The organism is Adlercreutzia sp. (assembly GCF_056795635.1).
This window is the reverse complement of the sequence record NZ_JBQIIT010000008.1, coordinates 46,137-70,209: the sequence shown is the minus strand read 5'-3', so window position 1 is coordinate 70,209 and position 24,073 is coordinate 46,137. Positions and strand designations below refer to the sequence as shown.

Sequence of the window (24,073 nt, the reverse complement as noted above, 5' to 3'; positions counted from 1 at the left end):
GGTTGGCGATGCAACGAAAAAAAGTCATGCTTGTCTTCGGGACTCGACCTGAGGCGATCAAGATGTGTCCCTTGGTGCATGAGCTGAAGGACAATCCGGGGGCGTTCGAGACCGTTGTCTGCGTTACTGGGCAGCATCGCCAAATGCTCGATCAGGTTCTCCGGGCATTCTCCGTTGTTCCAGACTACGATTTGTCGGTAATGCAGCCGAGCCAGACGCTTTTTGATATTACCTGCGACGTTCTTCTGGACATAAAGGGTGTTCTAGAGGAAAGCAGGCCGGATATCGTCCTCGTGCATGGCGACACGTCGACATCTTTCGCGGCCGCGCTTGCGTGCTTCTATCTGCAGATCCCGGTGGGCCATGTCGAAGCTGGTCTCCGCACTCGTGATCTTTATTCGCCGTGGCCCGAGGAGTTTAATCGTCAAGCAGTCGATGTGATTTCACAATACTATTTTGCCCCTACTGACCAGGCCCGCCAGAATCTTATTGACGAGGGAAAGCCTGCTGAGCACATTTACGTGACGGGAAACACGGGGATCGATGCCTTGCGCACTACGGTCCAAGAGGGCTATGTGCATCCCGATCTTTCTTGGGCTGAGGGGAGCCGCCTGGTTCTCATTACGGCCCATCGCAGAGAGAACCTCGGTGAGCCGATGCATCGGCTCTTCCGCGCTATTCGTCGTGTCTTGGAAGAGCACTCTGATGTGAAAGCTATCTATCCCATACATATGAACCCCCTGGTGCGCAGCGCCGCCCATGCTGAGTTGGACGGCTTTGATCGGCTGCGCATTATTGAGCCCCTTGCCGTGCTCGATTTCCATAATTTTTTGGCTGCGAGTCACCTCGTGTTGACCGATTCTGGCGGCATCCAAGAAGAGGCTCCTGGTTTGGGCAAGCCCGTCTTGGTCATGCGGGATACAACGGAGCGCCCTGAGGGCGTCGAGGCGGGGACTTTGAAGTTGGTGGGGACTCAGGAGGAGACGATCTACCGAGCCTTTACGGAACTGCTAGAGGATGATTCTGTCTACCGCGCCATGTCCCAGGCATCGAATCCCTATGGCGATGGCTTCGCCTCCGCCCGTATTGCCTCGATTTTGGAAAGCGTTCGATGAGCGTCCTTGGCAAAATGAGGCTGTACGCCGCAACGGTTTCCCATCTTAAGCCGAACCAAGTAGCTTATCGTGTATGGCGCCGGCTGGGCGGGGCAACACCCCTTTCTCGCATGAAGCCGGTATGCCCTGCGCTTGACCGGGTGGATATCTCTCGTATTCCCGCCTTACCCGAGTTGGATTTTGATCCTGAGTTTCTGGGGCGTTTCGATGTGGACGCTCTTCTCGAGAACCGTGTCGAGCTGCTTCATCGGGAAATGGCAGTTGACTGGCGTGAATCGTGGCATGATGGGGGAGTAGCCACTGCCCTCTGGAGGTTTAATCTCCATTACTGCGAATATGTGCTGCCGCTCTTGCATGCCACTTTGGAAACAGGGGATGCGAGGTACTTTGATAAAGCGAAAGACATCATAAGCTGTTGGATTGATGCGAATCCTCCTCAACGTGGTGCGGTGGGATGGGATCCGTACGTCATATCTATGCGGGTAACCAACTGGCTTGCATTTTATGGCGAGGCGCGCGAGCTGCTGGAGGACGACCCCTCCTTTATCGGACGCATGAATGCCTCTCTCTCGGAGCAGTACGCCTTTCTCTCCCATCATCTTGAGAAAGACCTCCTTGCCAACCACTATCTCGAGAATTTGAAGGCCCTCGTTTTGCTTGCGCGTTATTTCGATGATGGGGCTACGTTGCAGATCGCGCTAAGATCCCTGGATCGGCAGATTCGAGAGCAGATACTTCCCGATGGCATGCATTTTGAGCTATCGCCTATGTATCATAAAGTGATGCTGGAGTCACTGTTGAGGGCTGCATCGGCATTGAATGGAACGGCCTTGGGGGGAGACGTCATATCCCGCTATCGATTGCAAGATATGTGCGACTGCCTCTATTCCCTCGAGCGGAAGACCAAGAGAACGCCCCTCTTTAATGATGCCGGGGACAATGTGGCAAAGAGTCGCGACGCGCTGCTTTCTTGCGCAGCCTCCCATCTCGGTGTGACTCCGGTCTTCAAGGACAGGCTTCCCGATGCAGGCTATTTCATTATTGAGCGAGATATCGGCGGCACAGAGGTGAAGGTTATCTGTGATGGGGGACAGCCGGGCCCCCGCTATGCCGCAGGCCATGTCCACTGCGATATGCTTTCGTTTGAGGTGTTTCTCGATGGAGAACCGTGGCTGGTCAATAGCGGGACGTTTGCCTATCAAGACGAATCGAGGCTTTGCTACAAGCAAACACTCGCTCACAATGCGCCGTCTCTTGAAGGTGGGGAGCAAACGCAATGCTGGGCCTCATTCCGCACGGGCCATATGGCGCAAATTTTGGCTGTCTCCTGTCACGACGGGGTTTTCCGGGCGAAGATGCGCGATTGGCGGGGAAATGTCATTTCCCGTTGCCTTCAAGTGACCGATGATGGCGTGCAGATTGTCGATGAAACAGAAGCTGCTGCTCGCATTGTGTCCGCTGTGCATGTGTCGCCATCTTTCCAGCATTCTTGGGGTTCTCGCGCGGTTTCGTGCCGCTATTCTCCCGAGTTTGGCAGGGAGGAGCTTGCCGCTTGTCGGTACTATGAGGGGCGCGGCTCGATCGTCTGTAAGATCCCCTGGCCCGATGCGCCCTCTGGTTGCTTGGGACGCCGGCGTGAGACGGATTGGGTCTTCGCCGACTCTGATGAGGTTTGAGAGAAGTTGACGGCTGCTTGGCCCGTCAATAGGCTGGTGCAGTAAAATCAAGGAATAAAAGTGAGGAAAGGAATATCATTGACGCTCCGTGATTTGATTAATCTTTTGAGACGTCACGTCAAGGCTGTTGTCGTGACCCCTGTTGTGGCCTTTTTCATTATTGTGATGCTTACTGTCACGGTTTTGCCCCCCGCCTACAAGGCAACGGCCACTATTACGGTGAGTGATCCGTCGGGTACTGTCTCTACGGCTAATTTGCTTTCGGTCGTCAACACCATTGCAACGGACGAAATAGCCCCTTACACCGTGCGCGATTCGAAGATAAAAGTGACGGCGAAGAACAGCGTCGCGCCCTCGGGGGGCGCTCAGATGTTCGAGGTGGCGGTTAAGTGCAGCGATGAGCAGGAATGCCTTGGATTGGCAAATGACCTGGCTCAATCAGTGGCACTGAAATCTGCCGAAGTTTTTCAGGCCTTACAGGAGGAAGACGAGGCCGGTCGAGCCGATCTCGGGGCTCTCAACAATGCCGATGATGTCGCAGGTGTTCTGAGCGGTTCTCTCTTGCAGGATACGCTGGGCTCGGATCGCACTTTCGAGTTCTGCTCGTTTACTGTCAACAATGCGGTTGAAGCAGAACCGGCGGGGGCGGGTCCTCTTTTGCTGGGGGCCGCCGCCGCTATTCTGGGTTTGCTGGCGGCTTGCGCTGTCATTGTCTTCATAGATGCCGTGCGTAAACCGATTCGCGGGAAAGATGATGTGACCTATGGGCTTAATGTGCCTGTTCTCAGTGAGGGGGAGGGTCGAGCCGCGGCCGAGCAACTCTGGGCAAATATCCAGTTTAGAGCCTCTGGCACTATAGAATCCATTTGTCTTCTCCCTGTTGGAGACGAGGGCACCTCATGGTGCGCACGCCACCTGGTTGACGCCATCGAGCGCACGGGGGTGCATGCCCGCATTCTTTCGGTAGAGGCGGACACCAACGAGGTTTCATCGTCGGATGATTCTTCGGTAACGGTCTTTGAGTGCGAGTCGCTTGATCGGGGAATGGGTGCCGCCTATTGCGCCCGAGAGGCATCTGCGACGGTGGTGTGTGCAGTCTTGTGGCGGGATTCGCGTCCTGCCTTGCGCACCGTTGCCGATGAACTGGAACTTGCAGGCGTTTCGGTTACGGGGGCGGCTCTCCGTACCGATTAGGCGACATGCAGCATGGACATGTCCGAGAGATAACGACTGGTCGTCATGGTATAGCCATTTATTTTGGTCGCTCGTATGGGTGATTCGAGGAAGGAAAAACGTGAAACAGCTATTCTTGATGGTTGATAAGGGAAATGTTGAGCTTGTCGAAGTGCCCGCCCCTGTTGATAAGCCGGGGTACGTGGTTGTCGAAACGCTGTGGTCGGTTGTGAGTGCGGGAACCGAGCGGACGCTTACATCCTTCGGTGGAAAGAACTTGGTTGCCAAGGCTTTGGAGCGGCCCGATCAAGTTAAGAAAGTGCTCGAAAAGCTTTCCACCGATGGCGTGCTGACCACCATGGAACTCGCTTTCAATAAGCTGGGCGAGCCGATGCCCATGGGCTATTCCGCCGTTGGTCGCGTGCTCTCTTGCGGCAAAGGGGTAACCGATGTGTTTCCCGGCGACCTGGTTGCCATGGTCGGCCAGGCCTACCACTCGGAGATCAACCGCGTTAATCGGAATCTCGTGGCGAAGCTGCCCGATTCCCTGCCCGATCCTCGGCAGGCGGCACTGTGTGCTCTGGGAGGTATCGCCCTCCAGGGCATTCACCAGGCCGACGTGCGTCCTGGCGAGACGGTGGCGGTGATAGGGATGGGGCTCATCGGTCAAATTTGCGCTCGCATCCTTGATGCCTATGGTTGCGATGTCATCGGGTTCGATGTGGTGGATAAGTCGCTCGAGGGTACTCGCCTGAAGGCTTTCGTCAACTCCCTTGACGAGAATGCCGCTGAGCTCACCTTGGCCCAAACGGCTGGTCGAGGGGTTGACAAGGTTATCATCACGGCCGCTACCGACTCCAATGCTCCCATGGATTTGGCTGCCGCCATTGCGCGCGATCGAGGCGTGATCTGCATGATTGGCGTGACCAAGATGGATATCGACCGTCGTCCTTACTACCAAAAGGAGCTTACGTTCACAATCGCCCGCTCCTACGGCCCGGGGCGCTATGATGCTTCGTACGAGGAAAAGGGAGTCGACTATCCCATCGGCCACGTTCGCTTCACAGAGGGTCGCAATATCGAGGAATTCGTGCGCCTGCTCGACACGGGCCGTCTTGATTTGTCGGATCTCATTACCCATGAGGTGCCTTTTGAGGATGCGGCGACGGCCTACGAGATGATCACCACCAATAAGAATCACGAGCAATACATCGGCATCCTCCTTCAGTATCCTGAGCGCGCGGGGAAGACGGACAGCATCGTCCGGGCTTCCTCTCAGGCGAAATCTGCCGTCGAGGGGAAAGTGTCGGTGGGGCTCGTCGGTGGCGGCGGATTTGCCCGCAGCACCATTCTCCCTGGCTTGAAGGCCAACGGCGGCTACAGGCTCAAGGCGCTTGCGACAACGGGGGGCGTGAGCACGGGGCAAACGGCCGAGGAAGGGCTCTTCTCGTATATCACCAATGACTACCATGATCTTCTTGACGATGACGACATCGATTTGATCATTGTTTCGACGGGGCATAACTCCCATGCCAAAATTGCCGCGGAGGCCCTTCGGGCAGGAAAGAGCGTCTATTGCGAAAAGCCCTTGGCGCTTACTCTGGAAGAACTCGATATGGTGGAAGAGGCCTACCGGGAAAGCAAGGGGCACTTGTTCTGCGGAATGAATCGCCGATATGCTCCGAGCGTCCTCCGGATTAAGGAAGAGCTTCACACCGATCAGATGCCGTGCATGTACGACTACATCGTCAATGCCGGCGAGATACCCGCGGATCATTGGACGCAGGATGCCAATGTGGGAGGGGGACGTATTATTGGTGAAGCTTGCCATATGGTAGATGTGGTGCAGAGCCTCGATGGCAGCGGCATCGATAGTCTTGGCCTTACCTTTGCCGATTGCGAGGATCGCCCCTGCAAGGACAATGCCATCATTTCCCTTAAGATGAAATCTGGGGCCATTGCGAACATTCTCTATACCTCGGCAGGATCGAAGAAGTTCCCCAAGGAGCAGCTGAGGGTGTTTGGCGCCGGCAACGTATACGAAGTGGATAATTTCATTGGCCTCACGCGGTTCAGCAATGCGAAGAAGAGCAGTCCGCGGCTTAAGCAGGATAAGGGTTTCGCTAACGAGTATGACTTCATCCTGAAAGTACTGCGCGGCGAATCCCCCAACCCTGCCATTGAAGATACGTTCACGGGCCACCGTGCGCTTATTGAGGCGCTGGAGGCTTCGGCGGGAGAGGCGTCCGCTCGGTAATGAGAACCACGTTCGTACTTTTGCACGTCCCCAATCCCCGAATGAATAAGCGCATCGGCTTAATGAAAAAATTCGGGGATTGCTCGGTGCTGTCCTTCAGGCGAAAAATCTACGATCTTTGGGAGCCTGAGCACAAGGATGTTCCCCATAAGATACTTTCTCTGGATCTCCCGTCAGCGGACAAACCCCTGGAGCGAGCTCTCGGATCGTTGCGCATGCGCAGGCAAATAGCTCGTGAGCTGAAGACGACGAATCCCGATTGCGTATACACGGCAGGGCTCGATGCGCTGATGGGGGTTATTCCCTACAAGAGGGGCTGTGGGGCCAAGGTCGTTTATGAGGTGGCCGATCTGCGCAACCTTCACTTGGCTACGGCGCGTAATCCGCTTAAAAGGTTCGTACAGCGTGCCGTTTCTCGCTTAGAGCGCCGATTGCTTTCCGATGTCGATCTGATCGTTGTCACTTCCAAGAAATACTACGATGATTACTACGCCCGGTTCATCGATCCCGATAAGGTGATCTTTGTTCCCAATGTTCCTGACCCAGCTCCGTTTCGCGCCTATCGGAAAAAGAACAGCGGTTCATTTACTGTCGGTTATATTGGCGGGATTCGCTATCTTGAGCAGATGAAGATGCTCGTTGATGCTGCCGAGCGCGCGGGTGCTCGGGTGTTCTTCGCGGGTGGCGGAGAAACGCAGGAATGCTATGAGGAGCTGGTTCGCTATTGCGACGGGAAGAGTCATGTGGAGTTTACGGGCACGTACAGCTATGAGAGCGATGTAGCCGATCTCTACGGCCGGGCCGATTGTATTTACTCGGTCTACGATGCCTCTATCCCCAATGTGAGAATTGCCCTCCCGAACAAGCTGTATGAATCCATCCTCTGTGAGCTTCCCATTTTGGCCGCAAAAGGAACCTATCTCTCGGAATTAGTGGAGGAGTGGGGCGTAGGCCTGTCCGTTGATTGCGAGAGCGTCGATGAGCTCGAGTGTGCCCTGCGTCGCCTCATGGACGATGCCTCATTGAATCAGGCGCTTGGCGCTGCCCTCAAGAAGGCGATCGAGTATGCGGATTTCAACTCTGTAGATGACGCACTCGCGCAGAAGATTGCGGCCGTAACAGCCTGTTCCGCAACTCCTTCCGTTGCGGAGTTTGTATAGACTGCTGGACTGAACTCGATGAGCGTTTTTGGCAAGATAAAGTCGTATGGCAAAGATCTCTTCTTTTCCATGGGGTCGACACTCGTTGTATCTCTCGTAACCCAGTTCGCCCTCTATCCATTTCTCGCGGCGGCATTGAGCCCAACGCAGTATGGCATCCTGCTTTCCACCATGGGAATCGTCGATATTATCGTGGCGACTACCGGGCGTGAGCTGTGCAACACGCGTCTCGTTTGCGATGGTGTCTGCGAAACTATCGATGAGCCTCCGTTTTATCTGAAGCTGCTTGCAATATCCGGGGCGGCTGGCGTCGTGGCTGTGCTTCTGTGCGGTTTGTTCCTCTTTGGGTACACCACGGCCGAGCTCGTGTTGCTCTCGGTGCTGTTTGTCCTCTCGTCGAGCAAGGCATACCTTTTGGTGAGAGTGCGCCTCAATATAGATTTCATGAGTCTCTTTGTTGCCAACTGCGTGGTGAGTGCGGGATATCTTTTGGGCTTGCTTCTGTTCAGGCTGAGTGGCGTTTGGCTGCTGGTTTTCATTCTGGGAGAAGTACTTTCGCTGGTTTATGTGCTCGTGAAGACAAAGGTGCGTATAGGTCGTGATGCGCAGGTCAAAAGCAAGAAGAAGGCAAGGGAGACTTACGCCTCGTTGTCGGCTAGCACGTTTATTGGTAGTCTTGGAAGCTATTTTGACCGCATCTTCATTCCCTTTGCCCTTGGCGAGGCATCCCTCTCTGTTTTCTTTGCGGCTTCCTTTTTGGGGAAGATAGTTTTTCTCGTTTCCACGCCCTTGAGAACGGTGCTCATCACCTATCTGGGCAATGGAAGGGTGTCTTTGTCGGCAAGAACGCTGCTGGGTATCAACCTTGCTGGTATCGTAGTGATGGCTTTTTTCGCAGGGCTGTGCGCCTTAGCGGGTAATGTGGTGACGAGTATTCTGTACCCCACGCTTTATCATGATGCGGAGGGAATAATCTTCTGGGCAAATCTTGCTATCGTCCTAGGCTTGGGCTTCACCATCAATGCTACTCTCATTATGGTTGCGGCTCCTTCCTGGTGGCAGACGGTTTTTTCGACTGTTCGGGTGGTTCTGTACGCCTTGTGCGCTCTGGTGGGTACGTGGTTGAGCGGTCTGCTCGGTTATGCGTGGGGAGTGGGGTTGGCCAATGTCCTCATGTATGGCGCCTCCTTCTGTATTGCGTATTTGTATTGCGGCAAAAGCTCCGCCAAGAGAGGATAGATATGAGGATTGTCGATCTCGTTATGCATCCGTCGGTGGGATGGAGCTATGTGAAGAGGGAGTGGCGATATGCGCGGGGGCGAGCACGTTTTGCCAGGAACCGACCGCTTTGGGCTAGGCGGGAGGAACTCCGCTATCAAGATGCGTTTCCTGGCGACTCGCTGCTGATTTCGCGAGCCCAATCGCTGGCGGCTCACATGGCGACGGTTCTCCTCGAAGTCAATGGCTCTCCGGACATTCAGGAGATCAGATCCCATGCTGATAAGTTGCTCGACGGCTCTGTCTATGTGCTATACGATTATCGAGAGGGAGTGCTCGAAGACGGTCGTCCTCGCTGGGGTGTCGATTATGCAACAGGTGCTCGATATACGGCCGCTCATTTTTCCCGTGCGCGCGGTGCCGTTGAGCCTGGGAAGAAGGCTGACATAAAGCGAGTGTGGGAAGTGGCGCGTATGGAGTATCTTCTCGCCCCGGCGCTTATGTACCATCTAACGCGCGAAGAACGTTACGCAGGTGTCGTAGTGGACATCTTGGGCTCGTTTATCGAGAGCGTTCCCTATGATGTAGGGCCACAATGGCAACCGTCTTTTGAAGTGGGCATCCGTCTTATTAATATGATTGCCGCCTTCTCCTTTGTGGTTGACGCGGAAGTCTGTGACGAGGAGTTCGTGGACAGATTCCTGCGCTCGGCGAAGCAGCATTGCCACCATATCTTGCAATTCGAGGAAAATATCAGCGGTCTTACTTCGACGCACTATCTGGGGGGATTGGTGGGGCTGGCCGCGTTCTGCGCCTTAGCGGATGAGTCTCAGGAGTCGTTGAGACGATATGTGCAGCGGGCTTTGGAAGAAGAGTCTCGCCGTCAGATCCTCGATGCGGGCTGCGATTACGAAGGTTCAACTTCCTATCAAAGGCTAGCTGGGGAATTGCTGGGCTATTCTGCTGCAATGCTCGAGTTTTGCGGGATAAAGCTGTCGAGGGGGTTTCATGATCGGCTGGCCTCTATGGCTCGATACTCAACGACTCTGAGGCGCAGTAACGGAACAGCCGTCCAAATAGGGGACAACGATTCGGGCAGAGTGCTGCGCCTTTTGCCTGATGGCCCTAATGACCATGCTGTTTTTCTCAGACTTGCGTCGCGGAGCGGCGAAGGCTTCTGCGACGTTTGCGCTGAAGGGGAAGAGAGGATCCTGGAAACACCGCGTATGATGGTGGTTTCACGGGCCGGTATGCACCTGACCATGACCGCTTTCGATGCGGGAGAGTTTGGTATGGGTGGGCATACTCACAACGACCTCCTGTCCTTTACGCTTTTTGTTGACGGTCGTGACTTCATTGTCGACCCTGGTACGGGAAGCTATACGGGCGATGCGTTGTTGCGTAATGAGATGCGATCCACTTTTTCCCATGCCACTATTGCAGTGGAGGGGCTTGAGCAGAGAGAGATTGGCCCCGATCCTTTTGGGTGGGCCGATTCCGTTGTCACGCATCTGTCGATGGAGCGCAATGACGGCGAAATCAGAATTTCGGGATGGCACGACGGTTACCAAAAACGACTGGCCTGTCGTCATGAGAGGGATTGTGCGATCTGGTCCAAGCGTGGGCGCATCACCATTGTCGATAGGATTGTGGGCGCTGATCAACCCATGACGTGCACGCTGCCCCTTCATCCCGATGTAGAGGTGAGAGACGGTGACGATGGCCGCATTTTGCTCGTGAACGAGGGCGTGGCGGTCGAAGTGTCGGGCTCGTGGTCGTTCCGGATAGAGAAGGCGCGGTATTCCTCTCATTATGATTGCGTAGTAGAGTCAAGAAAACTTGTGGCCGAGGCCCAGACAAACCCCCAGACGCTCGAGCTGAGAGTGATTCGCTAAATGAATATATGTGACAATGCCGTATCGACGAAGAGGGAAAGCGAGGGCTGCTCGCCTTTCTCCTTGGGCCGCAAAGTGCTCATGCTTGGAGGCATCCTCTTCTTCAGGGCGTCCCTGGACTATGTCTACGCAAGTGCGCTATGTCCCTACTATGCCCTGTACGGGATGTCGATTTACGATCCCGATGCAGGTTGGCTGCTCATATCCTACGCTCTGCTTCTATTGATGGCCGTACCCTGCGTTTTGATGGCCGAAAGCCATCGTCCGTCGTACCTTTTCGTTGGTGCGCTTTTTTTGCTGTGCTTTGTTCCCAATACATCTCTCTATTATGTGCAGCATCTTCCGCACTACTTTATTTTGTACTCGTGTCTCTTCTGGAGCATGGTCTTGCTGGGATATTACTTTTTCGGCCAGATTCGTTGGCGGCCCAGGGAGCCGATAGCGGCTCCTCGCGGCTCTCGTTTCCTTGCAGCAGCTCCGTTCCTGCTCACCCTCGTTGTATTCCTCTATGCGGTTTACTACAACGGCGGGGTAAGTTTTGCCTTCAATTTGGCGGATTATTACGATATGCGCCAGGAGAGCTTCACGGCTCCCCTGGGGCCGATTTGGCAGCGGCTGGTTTCCTGGACCGGTTGCGTGTTCGCTCCTTTCGGTGTGGCCGTCTGTCTTTTGAAGCGTCGGTACGGTATGGCAGCTGCGCTGGCTCTTTTTGATCTATCCATTACGGCGATTAACGGCATGAAGACATATCTTTTCACGCTGGTTCTCACCATAGGACTTGTTCTTGTTCTTAGGCGAAGGGCCGACCTTAGATGGTTCGCATGGGCGCCCCTGATGCTTGGGGCAGTTGTCATGGTCGGCGGTCTCCTTTTCGATACCAAAATCGGACTTTTCATTTCCAACTATATTACACGTCGTGTTTTGTTCACTACGAGCCACAACGCTTGGGGCTTTATCGAATATTTTCACGATCAGGAGAAACTGTACGAGTTGCACCATCTGCTTCGATGGCTCAACCAGTTCGGCTTTGAGAACCCCCTCGGTGTCGATGATGTTTCCCAGCACATGGGAACGGTGATCCATGGCACGGCAGACAATAAGAACCCTGCGGGAACCATTGGCGATGCCTATATGAATTTCGGTATTTTCGGCCTCGTTGTGTATCCTCTTGTTATGGTGAGCCTATACTGTCTCATGGATCGGGTGGTTGCGAGGCAGGCTGTGGCATTCTATGTCCCGGTACTTATCTCGACCACGGAATTCATGGTGAACGGAAATTTATTCTCTGTGTTCTTGTCCTACGGGTACCTGCCTTTTCTCGTATATGCCTTTTTCGTTTCCCGCTACGGCGGATTCGGGGCCGTATTTCTTGCCCCTCCCAAAAAAGAAGGGATGGGTAATCGTTCTGGGCATCGTTTGTCGGTGGCATCACGAGCAGGCGGAGAAGGAGCTGAATAGCAAATGTGCGGCATTGCGGGGTTTGTTGATACAAGGATGCGCATCGGAGTTGGCGAGTTAGTCTCCATGAACAACGTTGCCAAGTATCGGGGTCCGGATGATGAGGGCTACTATCTGGTGGAGCAGTCTTCGGTTGGCCATGAGTGCTACGGAGATGATACGGTGCATTCCCTTAGGATCGCCCCCTATCGTTCCGCAAAGTCTCTTGCTGCGTCATGCCGCCCGGTGATGGGTTTGGCCCATCGGCGTCTGAGCATTCTCGATGTGACGGCTGCCGGCCATCAGCCCATGGTGGATGCCGCCTCCCAATGCGTACTTGTTTTCAATGGTGAGCTGTACAATTATGTTGAAGTGAGGGCGCAGTTGGTTGCGCTCGGCCACGAGTTCTCTACCCACAGCGACACCGAGGTTCTCCTGCGATCGTATCTCGAATGGGGGGAGCACTGCGTCGATCATTTCAACGGCATGTGGGGCTTCTGCATCTGGGATGAGGGTAAGAAACGACTGTTTTGCTCTCGCGACAGACTGGGGGCAAAGCCCTTTCATTGGTGGACTGATGGGCACAGTGCTTTCTGCTTTGGGTCGGAATTGAAACAAGTTGCGGCCTGCTCACTTGTTGATAGGGCACTCAATGTCCCCTATGTGGCGTCCAATGTCATTTACGGAGTGAGCGATTACGACCACCAGACCCCCTTTGCTCATGTGGAGATGCTGAGTGCGGGTCATAACCTCATTGTTCAAATGGGCCATGACATGCAGTCGATTGTCTCGGTGCGAAAGGAGAGATATTGGAATCTCTCGGTTGAGCCGAAGCCCATGTCTGCTGAAGAGTGCGTCGATCGGATTCGCCAAGAAGTGTCCCGTAGCTGTTCGTGGCGAATGAGGAGCGATGTGCCGCTGGGGGTTTTGCTTTCAGGAGGACTCGATTCTTCTTGTCTGACCGCAGAGTTGGCGGATCAACTTCATTCCGTCGATCCCGACGCGCGTCTGTCTACCTTCACAACTTCTTACGAGGGATACCCCGACTGCGATGAGCGCGTGTTTGCCCAGGCCGTGAATCAGGCTAAGAACTGTATTGGACACATGGTGGAGCCGAGCTTTGCGGCACATGATATAGGCGAGAAAATGTCGGATCTCGTTTGGCATCTGGAGGGCATGTGCAACCCCACAAATCTGGGAACACTCAGTCTTTTGGAGCAGGTTCGCGATGCGGGCTTCAAGGTGCTGATCAACGGCCAATGCGGCGACGAGACCATGTTCGGTTATGAGCGTTACTATGCCTATTACCTTAAAGACCTTGTGGGAAGCGGCAGGGTCTCCGAGGCGTTCCGGGAAGGGCGCCGCGCGGTGGACAATTCGCGGCTCACTTTCAAAGAGCTTGCCGCTATGATGGGCTACTACAATATGGCGTTTTTGCGGCAGCGGGTTCGTCGTCGAGAGTCAGAACGTTATTGCAGCGATCTCATGATGCGAGCTTGTGATGACCGCCAACTGCGAGAGCTGTTGTTCCCGGGGAGCTTGAGTGGGGTGACCTACAATGAGCTCACCAGCACCCAGCTGCCCCATATTACTCGCTGGGATGATCGGCTCTATATGGCGGCGTCACTGGAAAGCCGGATTCCTTTTATGGACTACCAGTTCGTGGAGTTTGCCTGCTCTATCCCGCCCAGCTTGAAAATCCAAGGAGGTTGGACGAAGTACTTGCTCCGTAAGGCTTTTGACGGCCGATTGCCTGACAGCGTCATCTGGAGAAAGAACAAAATGGGATTCCCGGCGCCCCGGGAGGCTTGGATGGAAAAGCTTCCCGAGTCCTTCGCCCTGTCGCTTGTCAAAGAGGCGCGATCGGCGCCGCTCTTCGATATGGGAGCTGTGGGGGAGTTATGCCGCAACAATCGGGGGAGCAAGGCATTTGAGCGCTTTCTCTGGGTTGAGCTGTTCATGAGGCGCTTTGACGCGTATTGTCCGGAATTGTGAGCTTGGGCATGAGCTGCTGTCGGTGGGCGCGTATCGCTATGCGTCTACCGACAGTCTGATGGAGTCCTTAAGGGGCGTGATGCGGTAGTCGTAGCCGCACTCGCTGGCCTTCAGGCTATAGCAGTCGCTGCCGAATACCTTGCCAAATGTTTCGTTATGGTGCGCGAGAAACGACGCCGGCCCGGCGAGCAGCCGGCTGAGGTGGATGCGGCGCCCCATGGCGCGGCCGAGTTGCTCGACCATGTCTGCGGTGCAGACATGCTGTTCCTCCTGGGGGAGGAACAGGCCTCCTTCCCTGCTTTCCACGAGCAGGCGCATCAACTCGGCCAAATTGCGGGAGTAGATCATGGAGCGGCGGTTGCGCACATGCGGGAAAATGGGCGTGCGGGCGGCGAATTGCACAAAGCGGGGGAAGTTCCCCTTGGTGCAATGGGGGCCATAGACCAGGGGCGGTCTAATGATGGCGATGGCAAAATGATCGTCTGCGAGATCACTTAGTTGCCGCTCCGCCTCGAGTTTGCTCTTGCCATACCAGGTGCGGGGATTTGGCGGTGTGTCCAAGTCGATGGGCGCTGCGTTCGCGGCACCGGTGACGCCGTAGACGGCGAAAGTGCTCAGAAAGATGAAGTGAGGGATGCCGGCCGCCTTGGCCTTTACGGCGACGTCGCGGGTAAGGGCAACATTGACATCGTCGTAGAGGCCGTCTAGGTCTCCGACACCTTCCCCTTGATGGACGATGGCAGCAGTGTGGATAAGGGAGTCAAAGCCACGCCAATTCTCCGACTTCCATTCGTCACCGCGTAGCGATACGCGATGCACTTCGTAATTGTCGCCGAATTGTTCTAGATGAAGCTCGAGTTCGTTGCCGATCCAGCTCGTTTTTCCCGTTACGAGAATTCTCTTCACTTGGATACCTTTTCGTGGTCTAGGCTTGGCCAAGCACTTCGCGCTCATAGCATGCGCGGTCTTTTAGACGGCCCTGACTCATGGCGTGGCCGTCTGAGTCGTAGCCGATGAAGTGAGAATCCGATCCAATGAAATTCGTGGTCTTACCGCGTCTTAGCACCATAGCTACGAGTCGAAAGGCCTGCTTGACGTCGGTGAGGAAGCTGACGGATTCTACGTAGGCGATGTCGTTCTCGAAACGAGCATGGCTGTAGTCGTAGCGCTCCTCGAGGGTGGGATCGATGAGGGGGCATTCGAGGCCAGGACGCACGTAGTAACGCTGTTTGTGGCGCTCTGACATGCGCGGCGTGTATTCGATGGGCAGGGGGCGAGGTCCGATAAGGGACATGTCGCCCTTGAAGACGCTCCAGAAATTGAGGAGCTCGTCGAGAGAATGCTGGCGCACGAAACGACCGAGGTCAGTGGTGCGCATTTCAGGAGGAAGCAGCTCGCCATTCTCGTCACGCTCGTTGGTCATGTTGCGAAACTTCACGAGGTCGAAAGGCTCGAGGTTCCTTCCCGAGCGCTTTTGACGAAAGAGCACCGGAGAGCCCACATCACGGAAAGTTAGGATCGCCAGCACGCCGTTGATGGGCAGCGTGACCAAAAGGGCTGCAGCCGACAGAACGATATCGAGGCCGCGCTTCACATAGCGAACGTAGATGCCGTCAGCGGGGGAGACAGGCTTGGCAATGGCATTGGCCTTCCCAAGGTTGCGTTCTTGGAGAATGCGGGCGGCGTCGGCCACCTCCCCACGAATCCAATCGTCGTTGGCCGCCTCCCCCGGTGCGCAGGAATCGATGGGGGAATCCATAGCGCCTGAGGTTGTCATATGCGGTTGCGTTTCCATAAGTTCTGCGTTGCTCTCCTGGATGGAAGGGGTTTCGCGGCCTGGACCGCGTGCGGGCAAGCGGGATTGGGAATTGCCCACGGTCATTTATATAGTAACGTAAACCAAGGTCATTTGCATCCCTTGGTTTTATGGAGCGGAAGCAGCAGACTGATAAGGCGTGCTTACGGGCGCCGAAAGGCTATTGCAGGGAGGGCGAGAAATTCAGTAGACTGTCGTCGTGTAATTGTCACTGTGCAAAAAAGAATGCGCATGGAGCGAGACTCTTTCTAGTTGGAGGGAGCCTGATGATGGATAGGTTCGCGCGAGGGGGACGGTGCTGCCTGGCGGCGGCGATGGTGATGGCGTTGCTGCCCGTTGCGGCCTTCGGCGATGAATCGTCCGCTGAATCGGCTGTCTCGTCGAACGGGGAATCCGATATTGAGGTGGCCGCCGATCCGGCGGTCGAGCTACCCCTTGCACTGAGCGCCGCACCGATGGCCGAGCCGTCCATTGAGCCCAGCGTCGAGCTTCCCGGCGAGCCAGCTTCCGAAGTGCCTGCCGCATCCGCCGCTGCCGACCCCGACGTCATCACGGTGCCGGCGCGGCCTCACGGGCTCAATCGCGATGGCTGGAGCGCCACCGTCTCCTACATGAAGCCCGTGGCCGGAACGCCGACGAGCTTCGCCATTACGGCCGATGGGGGCCCGAAGGGGTCGGGAAGCTACCAGTACCAGCAAGGCTTCATCTACAAGTACGATCCGACAGAGGGACGCTATGTCTGGGTCTACGACCCCTCGTTCGGTCGCGCCGACCCCTACCAGGATTCCAATGTATTGAGCTATCAGTTCGTGAGCGCCGGTCGGTATCAGTACCAATTCCAGGTGCGCGATACGGTGACGAACCTGTTCCAGCGGTTCACGTTCGACATCACCGTGGACGGCGATGGTTTCATCGATGTTGAGACCCGGGCTCGGGAAATCGTTGACGAATGCCTTCCCGATGGAAGCAGTGATGACTACGAGACGGCGCTTGCGCTGCATGACTGGATCATCGACAACGTCAGCTACGACTACAGCTACAAGCATCTGGGCATCGATCGGGCCTTGGCGGGCATGGCGGTCACCTGCGAGGGGTATCACGCCGCCTATGTGAAGCTGCTGGAGATTGCTGGTCTGGAGGCGGGACGCATTACGGACGGCGGGCATGTGTGGACCGCTGTGAAGATGGATGGCGCCTGGTACCACGTCGATACGACCCACGATGACGTGAAGGACGATTTCGCCGATCCGACAACACCGGACTTTCTCACCAAGGAGCAGCAGGCTCATTTGCTGTTCGGCCTCGATGATGTCACTATGATGCTCGCGAACCCCTCCTACGAGGGCCCCACCCAGGGGTATGAGGCCACCTCGCTGGAGAATAACTACTTCATTAAGACGGGCGATATTATGGAGTGGTCCGACTCTGTGGCCGACCAGATTCTGCAACGCCTTGAGCGCAAGGAGACCTCTTTCACGCTGGAGGCACCCAACGCCCATTGGGCCCAGGATAGTTACAAGGACGTGATCAATAATTTAGTGGCCTACGAGCTGAACCAGTACGAGTGGATTACCGACGGGCAAATGGCCGATGCCGTGGTTCGCGTCTCCTATGCCGACGACTATTTCACCGTGAAAACGTACACCGTCCTCGTTGGGGAGCCGACGGTTGCGCGGAACTTGGTGTACAACGGTGCGAGCCAGGAGGGGGTGACCGTTCCCTCGACCGGCTCCTATGCGCTTCGGGGGACGACCAGCGCTGTGGACGCGGGAACCTACACCGTTTGGGCTGCGCCTGGTGATGGATACGCCTGGGACAAGACGGGCAGTGTGGTGGAGCGTCCGTATCAATGGAAGATCGCTCCGGCCTCCATTGCCGGGGTGTCTGTGGCAGGCCTGCGGTCCTCCTACGAGTATACCGGTTCGTCGATTCGGCCTGAGGTGACCATACGGCATGGCAGCCGCACGCTGCGGGAGGGCGTTGACTATCGGGTTTCCTACGAGAACAACAGTCGGGTTGGCAAGGCGACGCTGACCATTCAGGGCGCGGGCAAGAACTATGCGGGCAGCAAGAAGTTGTCATTCAATATCGTCGCGCCGAAGAACGCGTGGGTGACGGCCGGTGGTAAGACGTACTATTACGACGGTGCCGGCAAGCCCGTGAAGTGGAGCCAGAAAATCGGCGGTGCCTGGTACTACTTCAACGGCTCGGGCGTTATGCAGACTGGCTGGATCACCTGGAAAGACGGCACCAAGAGCTACTTCCACCCCGATGGCAAGGGTCATGCTGCCGCCCTGCTCGGCTGGCGCAGCTTCAACGGAGTGAAGTACTACTTCGACCAGGCCACGGGCATATCCAAGCGCTGGAGTCAGCGTCTCGGGGGCTACTGGTACTACTTCGATTCCGCCTCTCGCATGAAGACAGGTTGGATCACCTGGAAGGACGGCCGCAAGAGCTACTTCAACTGGGACGGCAAAGCCCTCACCGGCTGGCGCAGCTTCAACGGCAAGAAATACTACTTCGATCCCGTGACGGGAATGACGAGGTGAATTCGCAGGGGCGATTGGGCGATGCACTCGCCCCTGCTTTTCTCTGCGGGAATAAGAAAACCGTATTGATGATCGAATCCAATTATTTCTTAAAAATAGCCCGCACTAGTTTCATGATGCGTTGGATATCGTAATAGCCCATCAAGTGGTCAATGATGTTGTTGCAGACCTCGATCTCTTCTCTCAATACCGCATGGGATGATATTTGCTCTACGACACAGAAAAAGAGTGCTTTTGCCTTCGTGCGTGGGTTTTTAAAATCTTCCTTGAGTACATTTGCATATTTTTGCGAGCCAATTATTTGATGATAGCTTACTTGAAACTCTGTTTGGCAGTATTCCTCAAATTCTGAGGAGTTTTTTCCATGAGTTCAAGGAGCTCCTCCTCCGGCGTGAAGCCTAGATCGTGGACAATCCCACCGTACCGTTCTTTTAGGGCAATGATGCGCTCATCAGTAAAAGCGTCGTGGTCTAAGAGGGCTTTAACGCTGGTATATTCCGGTACCTTGAAGGAGATGTTAATAGCGAAAGTTGCCGTATCGTAAAAAGTTCCCACAGGCAAGATCGGCGAGAGGGCTTCTCTGCCAAAGTGCTCTTCTCTTACAGCTCGTCTGCACATGCTTTGAAAGCATTTTTGGGCCACGTCATCCTCAACTAGAACCAGGTAATCGCCCAATACGCTGTCGAAAAGATCGATGCTTCTCATCGCCTCGGCGGGATAGCAGGGATTGACCGATTCAATGCTATCGTTCGTTTTGCGTAATAGAATGATGCGCTGGGGCTTGGCGTTTACGAGCAGTGTATTCGAATGGGTGGCTATAAGCACAATGAGCTGTTTGTCGCGCGACTGCCCCTCGAGAAAGGATAGAAGTCTTCGCTGTATTTCTGGATGCAGGGCAAGTTCCGCTTCATCAAGAAGAACCAAACTATTGTTGGAGGCCTTCTCAAGCCTCTCTATTAATCGCAGGAGAGCAATTTCTCCGGTACTGAACCTCTTCTCAGAGTAGTATTCGCTCCTACTTAGTCTGATTAAGTAGGGAGAATCAGAAGGGATCGGGCCTCGTTGGGCCACTCTAAATCTCACCAAGTTCTCGAATTTCCTGTCGTTAAATATAGTACAGAGAGACTCCTTGATGAACCGGGAGGCCTCGATGAATCGGCCTTTTTCTATGTCGCGCGAAGAGATACTCAAGCGACTGTGATCGGCGCGTGCGTATATTGTGTCGCTCAATCCAAATGTTTTTAAGATCTTCGAGCCGTCGCGCGGTTTGGGTGCCCATTTGGCTGGTGCTTTAGTGTAGGTTACAGATCCTGCATTCGATTCGTATGTGATAGACGCATTGTCGTATCGATCGATATTTCCAATGCCCTTCGAGGAGGGAAAGCCCTGGGGGAAGGCGATAGGATTTTTTGATGCGGTCTAGGCATGTGAGAAGTGTGGTTTTGCCAGTGCCATTTGGTCCCACCAGAAGATAGACATCGGGCTTGCTGGGCAAGTCGAATTCTAGTCGGTTGATTCCCAGGAGATTTTCGATAGTAATTTTGCGAATAGCCATGATTCCCCTCCTCTTTCTGTATCAGGTTACTCCCCTAATATGTATATATTTTAATAAAAATTTATTACACTATTCATCGAATCTTAGCTCTTCTACTGTGGCTCGTTCGACAATTTGTGCTCGAGAATGCATGTCGATCGGGTTGACGATCCAGGAGTTGGCCTCGAGGCCATAGCGGAACTCGCCAAATCGATTAGCCCCAGTGACTTCCTTGAGGGTGACAACCAGTCCCACGCGCAGCGTTTGCCCTCGCTTTTCGTCGAGTCGAGTTTTGAGGGAGAAGGCTATCCCCCAAAACTGAGATTCGTATTGCTTGCATCCGGGGTTTTTGGTTTTCAGGATTTCGCCGATATGCTTGACGTTATCCCACTTGCGGTAGAAACGGCGCGCCGTGTCTTCGTCGGTGTAGGAACCCTCCATATCTTGGCTGTCATTGTTGATCGGTTTGATGTATCGTTTTACTTCAATAATTTCTTCACCGTTTGCTCCGCGCTTCTTTACGTTTTTCTCGGCCATTCGCCCCAATGTGAGCGAAACCTCGCAGTCCGTGTAATCAACTCCTTGATTTTGGGAGCAAGTGGGGAAGTAGCAGAGGGTTGCCCGAGCTTTGAAGGGAAACTTACCGTCTTTTGTGGGTATGGGGAGTTTGAGATTGTAGGTGCGGAAGCTATTGAGGTCTTGAGATATGACGAATCGAATTTCATCTCGATCAGTATAGAGGATGTCCTCGATGCGAATAGGAGCGATTCCGTAGCCCATGGTGTTCGATTGCTGTATTTTGCTCCATGTCGTTGCTGAGTGAATGAGGAGAGCTTTTGCGACTTGAGGCTCCAGCTTCATCACCTCGATCAGATAAGCCATCTTGCGTGCAATCCAGGGGGCTGCGATAGAAGTACCATATGCCGAGGAGGCGGCAAAGGGGGCTGCAACGGTCATTTGGTCGCGAGGGGTTCCGCCGTAATAGCTAATATCAGGTTTGGCGAAGAACGAAAGGACAGGGCCGCGCCGCGAATAACTTGCTGGGTTTCCGTTGCGGTCTACCGAATTGACGACAAGGGAGTTGATCGAATCGGCCGGGGCTCCGATAGGCATATCGTCTCTGCGGGTCGTATTGTTTGTGCCTGCGACTACGAAGATGATTCCCTTTTCAGCTTGAATTTGATCAAGTATGGCTGCCTCAGGTGAAATGGAATTTGCCCGCACTGCCAGCTCCGAACCTAATGACAGATTCCAAACTTTAATGTCGGGGTTGGCGTCGACGATACTCCTGATCTTTTTCATGACGCTAAACGAGCTGAAATGATCGCCTTTTGCAACGCAGAAGTGGCGCACCCGGAAGTGACCGCAGCCGTCGTCGTATTCGGGATTGAGTCGTGGCCCATCTACGATGATGGAGGTTACTGCGGTGCCGTGGGCTTTGTCGTCATCGGTCAATTCAAATTGGTCATCGATCTTTTTCGTGTACGTCACCCAGTCTTTTCCGAAATATACCTCACTGAAAAAACCCTTGTCGATGACGCCGATAGTGGGCTCTCCGTGAGGAGAGGGAATAGAAGTAGGCTGGATTCTCCGCTTTTTGTCAATTGCGAAGTCATCAGGGGAATAACTGGATAGATCATCGAGGGAGGCCATTGCGATCAGGTAGGGCGCCTCTTCTCTGAGGACTTGGAATTCTCCCTCATTGAGCAGGATGGCATCTCCGAGGATTGATGACGAACTTACTTCGATTCCAAATTTTGTGAGTAGCTGCTCTTTTTTTTGGCCATTGACCCTGAAAAGCGATACGATCGCGGGCCCATGGATCTCTTCGTCGAAGTAGGTGATGCCAAGTCTATCAACATAGTAGGCATCTTTGACGAGTTTCCCGAAGACGGTTTTCGGAAGCCCTTGCAGATCGTCTCGGCATGCCGTTTTCATGATCGAGCTGAGAAGTTGGCCGGATATCTCGTGGTTTGGGAGACTATTGACAACTGAGGCGCATTGGTCAAGCTCACGAATGGATTTGTCGATATCCATCTCGGGCACGCTGTATGTGATGAGATGCTTGGGGTGGCAATTTTGACTCTCGTAAAACCGAGCACCGACTATAGCGGCGTTCGAAGTCGTTACAGAATATGAAAATAGTCTCTGCACCCGATTGCTTTTTGCCACCACGCAGCGGTAGTAGGCACCGACCAAGGGCTCGATTCCGAGATTTTTTTGGCGCCAGAATTCTTTTATCGAACGGAGTTGATTTGCGAGGTCGCGTATATGATCTGACGGCACGCTTTTGTCGGCAGGAATAGTGGGCGGCCCTGGCTGGGGGCCGGACGCTTGCGAAAAACGGCCTTTGAGTTCAAGCAACTCATTGCTGCGCATTCTCAGCCTCCTTTAGGGTTCTTGAGATGGTGCTTCGGGAGACATTAGTCAGAGTTTCGATCTCTCGTATGGTGAAGCCCTGCTTGCTTAGATGCGCGATATCTGCAATTTCCCTGCCTGTGAAGAATCGGTAGAGCCGTTTAAGGTAATCTGCATCATCATCTGGATTGCTGAAAGCGATGCAGGTTTTGATCGCGTTGGCAAGTTCGCCAGGGTTGGGCAGGTGATCCGAGAACTCAATGATCTTGCGGAAAAGTCGCCGATCCCTTTTGCCTATGCCGAATTGCTCCAATGATTGAATGTATAGTATTTCGGCAATATCCTTAAGGTCATCATCGGAGTATTGATTGAAGTCAACAACGTAGTCGAAGCGTCGAATGATGGCTCTGTCGAAGCCGTCGTAGAGGTTTGTCGTCGCAATGATGAGTATGTCATCTCTCAGGGCGTCGAATTCTCGCAGAAAGATGGAGGCGGCTCGCCCCATTTCCCGTAAGTCGTTTTCGCTTGAGCGGTCGAGCACGAGCGCATCGATTTCATCAAGCAATACAATGAAGTCGCCTGTATCAGGGAATCGGTCAATCTCAGTGAAAAGTGCTGAGATATTTTTGCCCGTTTGTCCGAGCCTGCTGTCTACGAGGCGACTAAAGTCGACGGCATATACTGTGCGGTTTAATAGTCGGGCAATTTGTTTAACGCTCTCGGTCTTCCCCGTCCCCGGTGCGCCTTGAAAGAGAAATTTATTAACGCCACGATGGCGGTTTACCGCATTGATGATCCCCTTGATTTCATTTGATATAGAAGTAGGGAGGGGCAGCGAGGTGCTGGCTTCGGCTACCTTTGTGAGATATTCCGAGCGAGGCTCGTAGGTTTGAGATGAGAAGGTGCCAACAGGGGAGAGCAAAGAAAGGACGTAAGCTGCTAAATCCTCATCTCCCGACTGATCGAAATCGCGTGCGATGTTGTAGGCTTCCGTTCGAAAACTCATGTCGTCGTTAGCGATATGGTATTGAATGAGATTGACCACATCTATTTTTTTCAAAACGATCCACCCCAATCCCGTCTCTTGCTTGTCTTCGGCGATAGTATACCATGCTGAGACACATTGAGACAGATAAATAAATTTTCAAAGAGATATTGACTGACTTTATTTTAGTGCTAACATGAGCGCCGTGGTCAGAAATGAGAAAGGGGGAAGAGATGCTGACCTGAGCTGCTTGAGGGCAGCGACTGCGACTTGCAAGGCGCAGTTTCAGAGAGCGGTGGAGACTCAGTTGCCGCTGAGGCCCCACCTTGTAATGGAAGCTCCGAAGGCCTCCACAATGCCAATACGAATAACGGCGGATCGCATGGCTGCATGTATTCTATGGTTACTCGAAGATGAATGCAAGCCTGCTCTTCGTTGTACGGCATTGCGGCCGGCGTGCTCGGGGCGCGATTTTGAAAGGGCAGAACCATGGATTACTATCTTGTGAACACTCAAGCTCAGGCCAACGGCGATCATGAGGTGCATAAGGCTAAATGTGCCTATTTGCCTGCGCCGGTCAATCGGCACGGCCTTGGGTATCACCCTACTGATCAAGCTGCACTCGCGGTTGCGCGAAAGATTTACCGACAGGCAGACGGGTGCGCCCACTGCTGCCCGTCAATTCATCGCCACTAATGTATAGATGAGTGCCGAGCACGCTTGCGGCATGACGCTGTCGAAGCGACGCGGGCGGCCAGAGAGCTGTTCTATGGCTTTGGCGGGAGGTGATCTTTGGGCTGTCTGCGTGGAGGCGGGGGGGGGGGGGGGGGGGGGGGGGGGGGGGGGGGGGGGGGGGGGGGGGGGGGGGGGGGGGGGGGGGGGGGGGGGGGGGGGGGGGGGGGGGG

The 24,073-nt window shown here is 54.4% G+C and carries 16 protein-coding genes; 10 read left to right on the top strand and 6 right to left on the bottom strand.

The annotated features are described in order from the left end of the window. Nucleotides 1-26: 26 nt before the first annotated feature. From wecB to asnB, 9 genes are all read left to right on the top strand, one after another. Entirely contained in the window at nt 27-1,115 is a 1,089-nt protein-coding gene (gene wecB / locus ACTOXK_RS06745) for a non-hydrolyzing UDP-N-acetylglucosamine 2-epimerase (RefSeq protein ID WP_482276750.1), read from the top strand. Further along, on the top strand, nt 1,112-2,791 hold the full coding sequence (locus ACTOXK_RS06740) for a heparinase II/III domain-containing protein (RefSeq protein WP_482279204.1): 1,680 nt from the start codon (nt 1,112-1,114) through the stop codon (nt 2,789-2,791). Before wecB ends, ACTOXK_RS06740 begins: the two co-directional genes overlap by 4 nt. A gap of 78 nt (nt 2,792-2,869) precedes the next feature. Then, nucleotides 2,870-3,985, top strand: a complete 1,116-nt coding sequence (locus tag ACTOXK_RS06735; RefSeq protein WP_482276664.1) for a Wzz/FepE/Etk N-terminal domain-containing protein — start codon at nt 2,870-2,872, stop codon at nt 3,983-3,985. Nucleotides 3,986-4,085: 100 nt separating this feature from the next. Further along, entirely contained in the window at nt 4,086-6,221 is a 2,136-nt protein-coding gene (locus tag ACTOXK_RS06730; RefSeq protein WP_482279882.1) for a bi-domain-containing oxidoreductase, read from the top strand. Beyond that, entirely contained in the window at nt 6,221-7,381 is a 1,161-nt protein-coding gene (locus ACTOXK_RS06725; protein ID WP_482279202.1) for a glycosyltransferase, read from the top strand. Before ACTOXK_RS06730 ends, ACTOXK_RS06725 begins: the two co-directional genes overlap by 1 nt. A gap of 18 nt (nt 7,382-7,399) precedes the next feature. Next, nucleotides 7,400-8,620, top strand: coding sequence for a lipopolysaccharide biosynthesis protein (locus ACTOXK_RS06720; protein ID WP_482276667.1), 1,221 nt, complete (start codon nt 7,400-7,402; stop codon nt 8,618-8,620). Between the two features lie 2 nt (nt 8,621-8,622). Beyond that, the gene (locus ACTOXK_RS06715; RefSeq protein ID WP_482276668.1) at nt 8,623-10,494 is read left to right on the top strand and encodes a heparinase II/III domain-containing protein; all 1,872 of its coding nucleotides are present in this window, start codon (nt 8,623-8,625) and stop codon (nt 10,492-10,494) included. Beyond that, nucleotides 10,495-11,952 (top strand): hypothetical protein, encoded by a 1,458-nt coding sequence (locus ACTOXK_RS06710; protein WP_482279881.1) that lies wholly within the window; start codon nt 10,495-10,497, stop codon nt 11,950-11,952. Between the two features lie 3 nt (nt 11,953-11,955). After that, the gene (asnB, locus tag ACTOXK_RS06705; protein ID WP_482276670.1) at nt 11,956-13,926 is read left to right on the top strand and encodes an asparagine synthase (glutamine-hydrolyzing); all 1,971 of its coding nucleotides are present in this window, start codon (nt 11,956-11,958) and stop codon (nt 13,924-13,926) included. Nucleotides 13,927-13,962: 36 nt separating this feature from the next. On the opposite strand, the gene ACTOXK_RS06700 is transcribed toward asnB, so the two are convergent. Together ACTOXK_RS06700 and ACTOXK_RS06695 are read right to left on the bottom strand one after the other, a co-directional pair. Then, a complete protein-coding gene (locus ACTOXK_RS06700; RefSeq protein ID WP_482276671.1) occupies nt 13,963-14,832 on the bottom strand; it encodes an NAD-dependent epimerase/dehydratase family protein in 870 nt (289 codons plus the stop codon). A gap of 19 nt (nt 14,833-14,851) precedes the next feature. Continuing rightward, nucleotides 14,852-15,721 (bottom strand): sugar transferase, encoded by an 870-nt coding sequence (locus ACTOXK_RS06695; RefSeq protein WP_482279200.1) that lies wholly within the window; start codon nt 15,719-15,721, stop codon nt 14,852-14,854. Nucleotides 15,722-16,008: 287 nt separating this feature from the next. Here ACTOXK_RS06695 and ACTOXK_RS06690 point away from each other — a divergent pair, with 287 nt between their 5' ends. Further along, on the top strand, nt 16,009-18,291 hold the full coding sequence (locus ACTOXK_RS06690; protein WP_482279199.1) for a transglutaminase domain-containing protein: 2,283 nt from the start codon (nt 16,009-16,011) through the stop codon (nt 18,289-18,291). Between the two features lie 312 nt (nt 18,292-18,603). Here the strand turns inward: ACTOXK_RS06690 and ACTOXK_RS06685 are convergent, their stop codons facing one another. The 4 genes from ACTOXK_RS06685 to ACTOXK_RS06670 all read right to left on the bottom strand — a co-directional run bounded on the left by ACTOXK_RS06685 (nt 18,604) and on the right by ACTOXK_RS06670 (nt 23,228). Continuing rightward, complete coding sequence (locus ACTOXK_RS06685) at nt 18,604-19,521, bottom strand: ATP-dependent nuclease (protein ID WP_482279198.1); 918 nt, start codon at nt 19,519-19,521, stop codon at nt 18,604-18,606. 61 nt (nt 19,522-19,582) lie between these two features. Beyond that, entirely contained in the window at nt 19,583-19,846 is a 264-nt protein-coding gene (locus tag ACTOXK_RS06680) for an AAA family ATPase (protein WP_482276675.1), read from the bottom strand. Nucleotides 19,847-19,915: 69 nt separating this feature from the next. Continuing rightward, entirely contained in the window at nt 19,916-22,204 is a 2,289-nt protein-coding gene (locus ACTOXK_RS06675; protein ID WP_482276676.1) for a S8 family peptidase, read from the bottom strand. Continuing rightward, nucleotides 22,191-23,228 carry an AAA family ATPase gene (locus ACTOXK_RS06670; protein WP_482276677.1) on the bottom strand — a complete coding sequence of 346 codons (1,038 nt, stop codon included), beginning with the start codon at nt 23,226-23,228 and terminating at the stop codon, nt 22,191-22,193. The genes ACTOXK_RS06675 and ACTOXK_RS06670 overlap by 14 nt, the downstream gene beginning before the upstream one ends. Between the last annotated feature and the right edge of the window lie 845 nt (nt 23,229-24,073).

Excerpts from the sequence above, each read along its gene's own strand:
- ACTOXK_RS06675 (WP_482276676.1), bottom strand. The coding sequence starts at position 22,204 with ATGCGCAGCAATGAGTTGCTTGAACTCAAAGGCCGTTTTTCGCAAGCG.
- asnB (WP_482276670.1), top strand. The coding sequence starts at position 11,956 with ATGTGCGGCATTGCGGGGTTTGTTGATACAAGGATGCGCATCGGAGTT.
- ACTOXK_RS06740 (WP_482279204.1), top strand. The coding sequence starts at position 1,112 with ATGAGCGTCCTTGGCAAAATGAGGCTGTACGCCGCAACGGTTTCCCAT.
- ACTOXK_RS06710 (WP_482279881.1), top strand. The coding sequence starts at position 10,495 with ATGAATATATGTGACAATGCCGTATCGACGAAGAGGGAAAGCGAGGGC.
- ACTOXK_RS06725 (WP_482279202.1), top strand. The coding sequence starts at position 6,221 with ATGAGAACCACGTTCGTACTTTTGCACGTCCCCAATCCCCGAATGAAT.
- ACTOXK_RS06720 (WP_482276667.1), top strand. The coding sequence starts at position 7,400 with ATGAGCGTTTTTGGCAAGATAAAGTCGTATGGCAAAGATCTCTTCTTT.
- wecB (WP_482276750.1), top strand. The coding sequence starts at position 27 with ATGCTTGTCTTCGGGACTCGACCTGAGGCGATCAAGATGTGTCCCTTG.
- ACTOXK_RS06715 (WP_482276668.1), top strand. The coding sequence starts at position 8,623 with ATGAGGATTGTCGATCTCGTTATGCATCCGTCGGTGGGATGGAGCTAT.
- ACTOXK_RS06680 (WP_482276675.1), bottom strand. The coding sequence starts at position 19,846 with ATGGCTATTCGCAAAATTACTATCGAAAATCTCCTGGGAATCAACCGA.
- ACTOXK_RS06695 (WP_482279200.1), bottom strand. The coding sequence starts at position 15,721 with ATGGAAACGCAACCGCATATGACAACCTCAGGCGCTATGGATTCCCCC.
- ACTOXK_RS06690 (WP_482279199.1), top strand. The coding sequence starts at position 16,009 with ATGATGGATAGGTTCGCGCGAGGGGGACGGTGCTGCCTGGCGGCGGCG.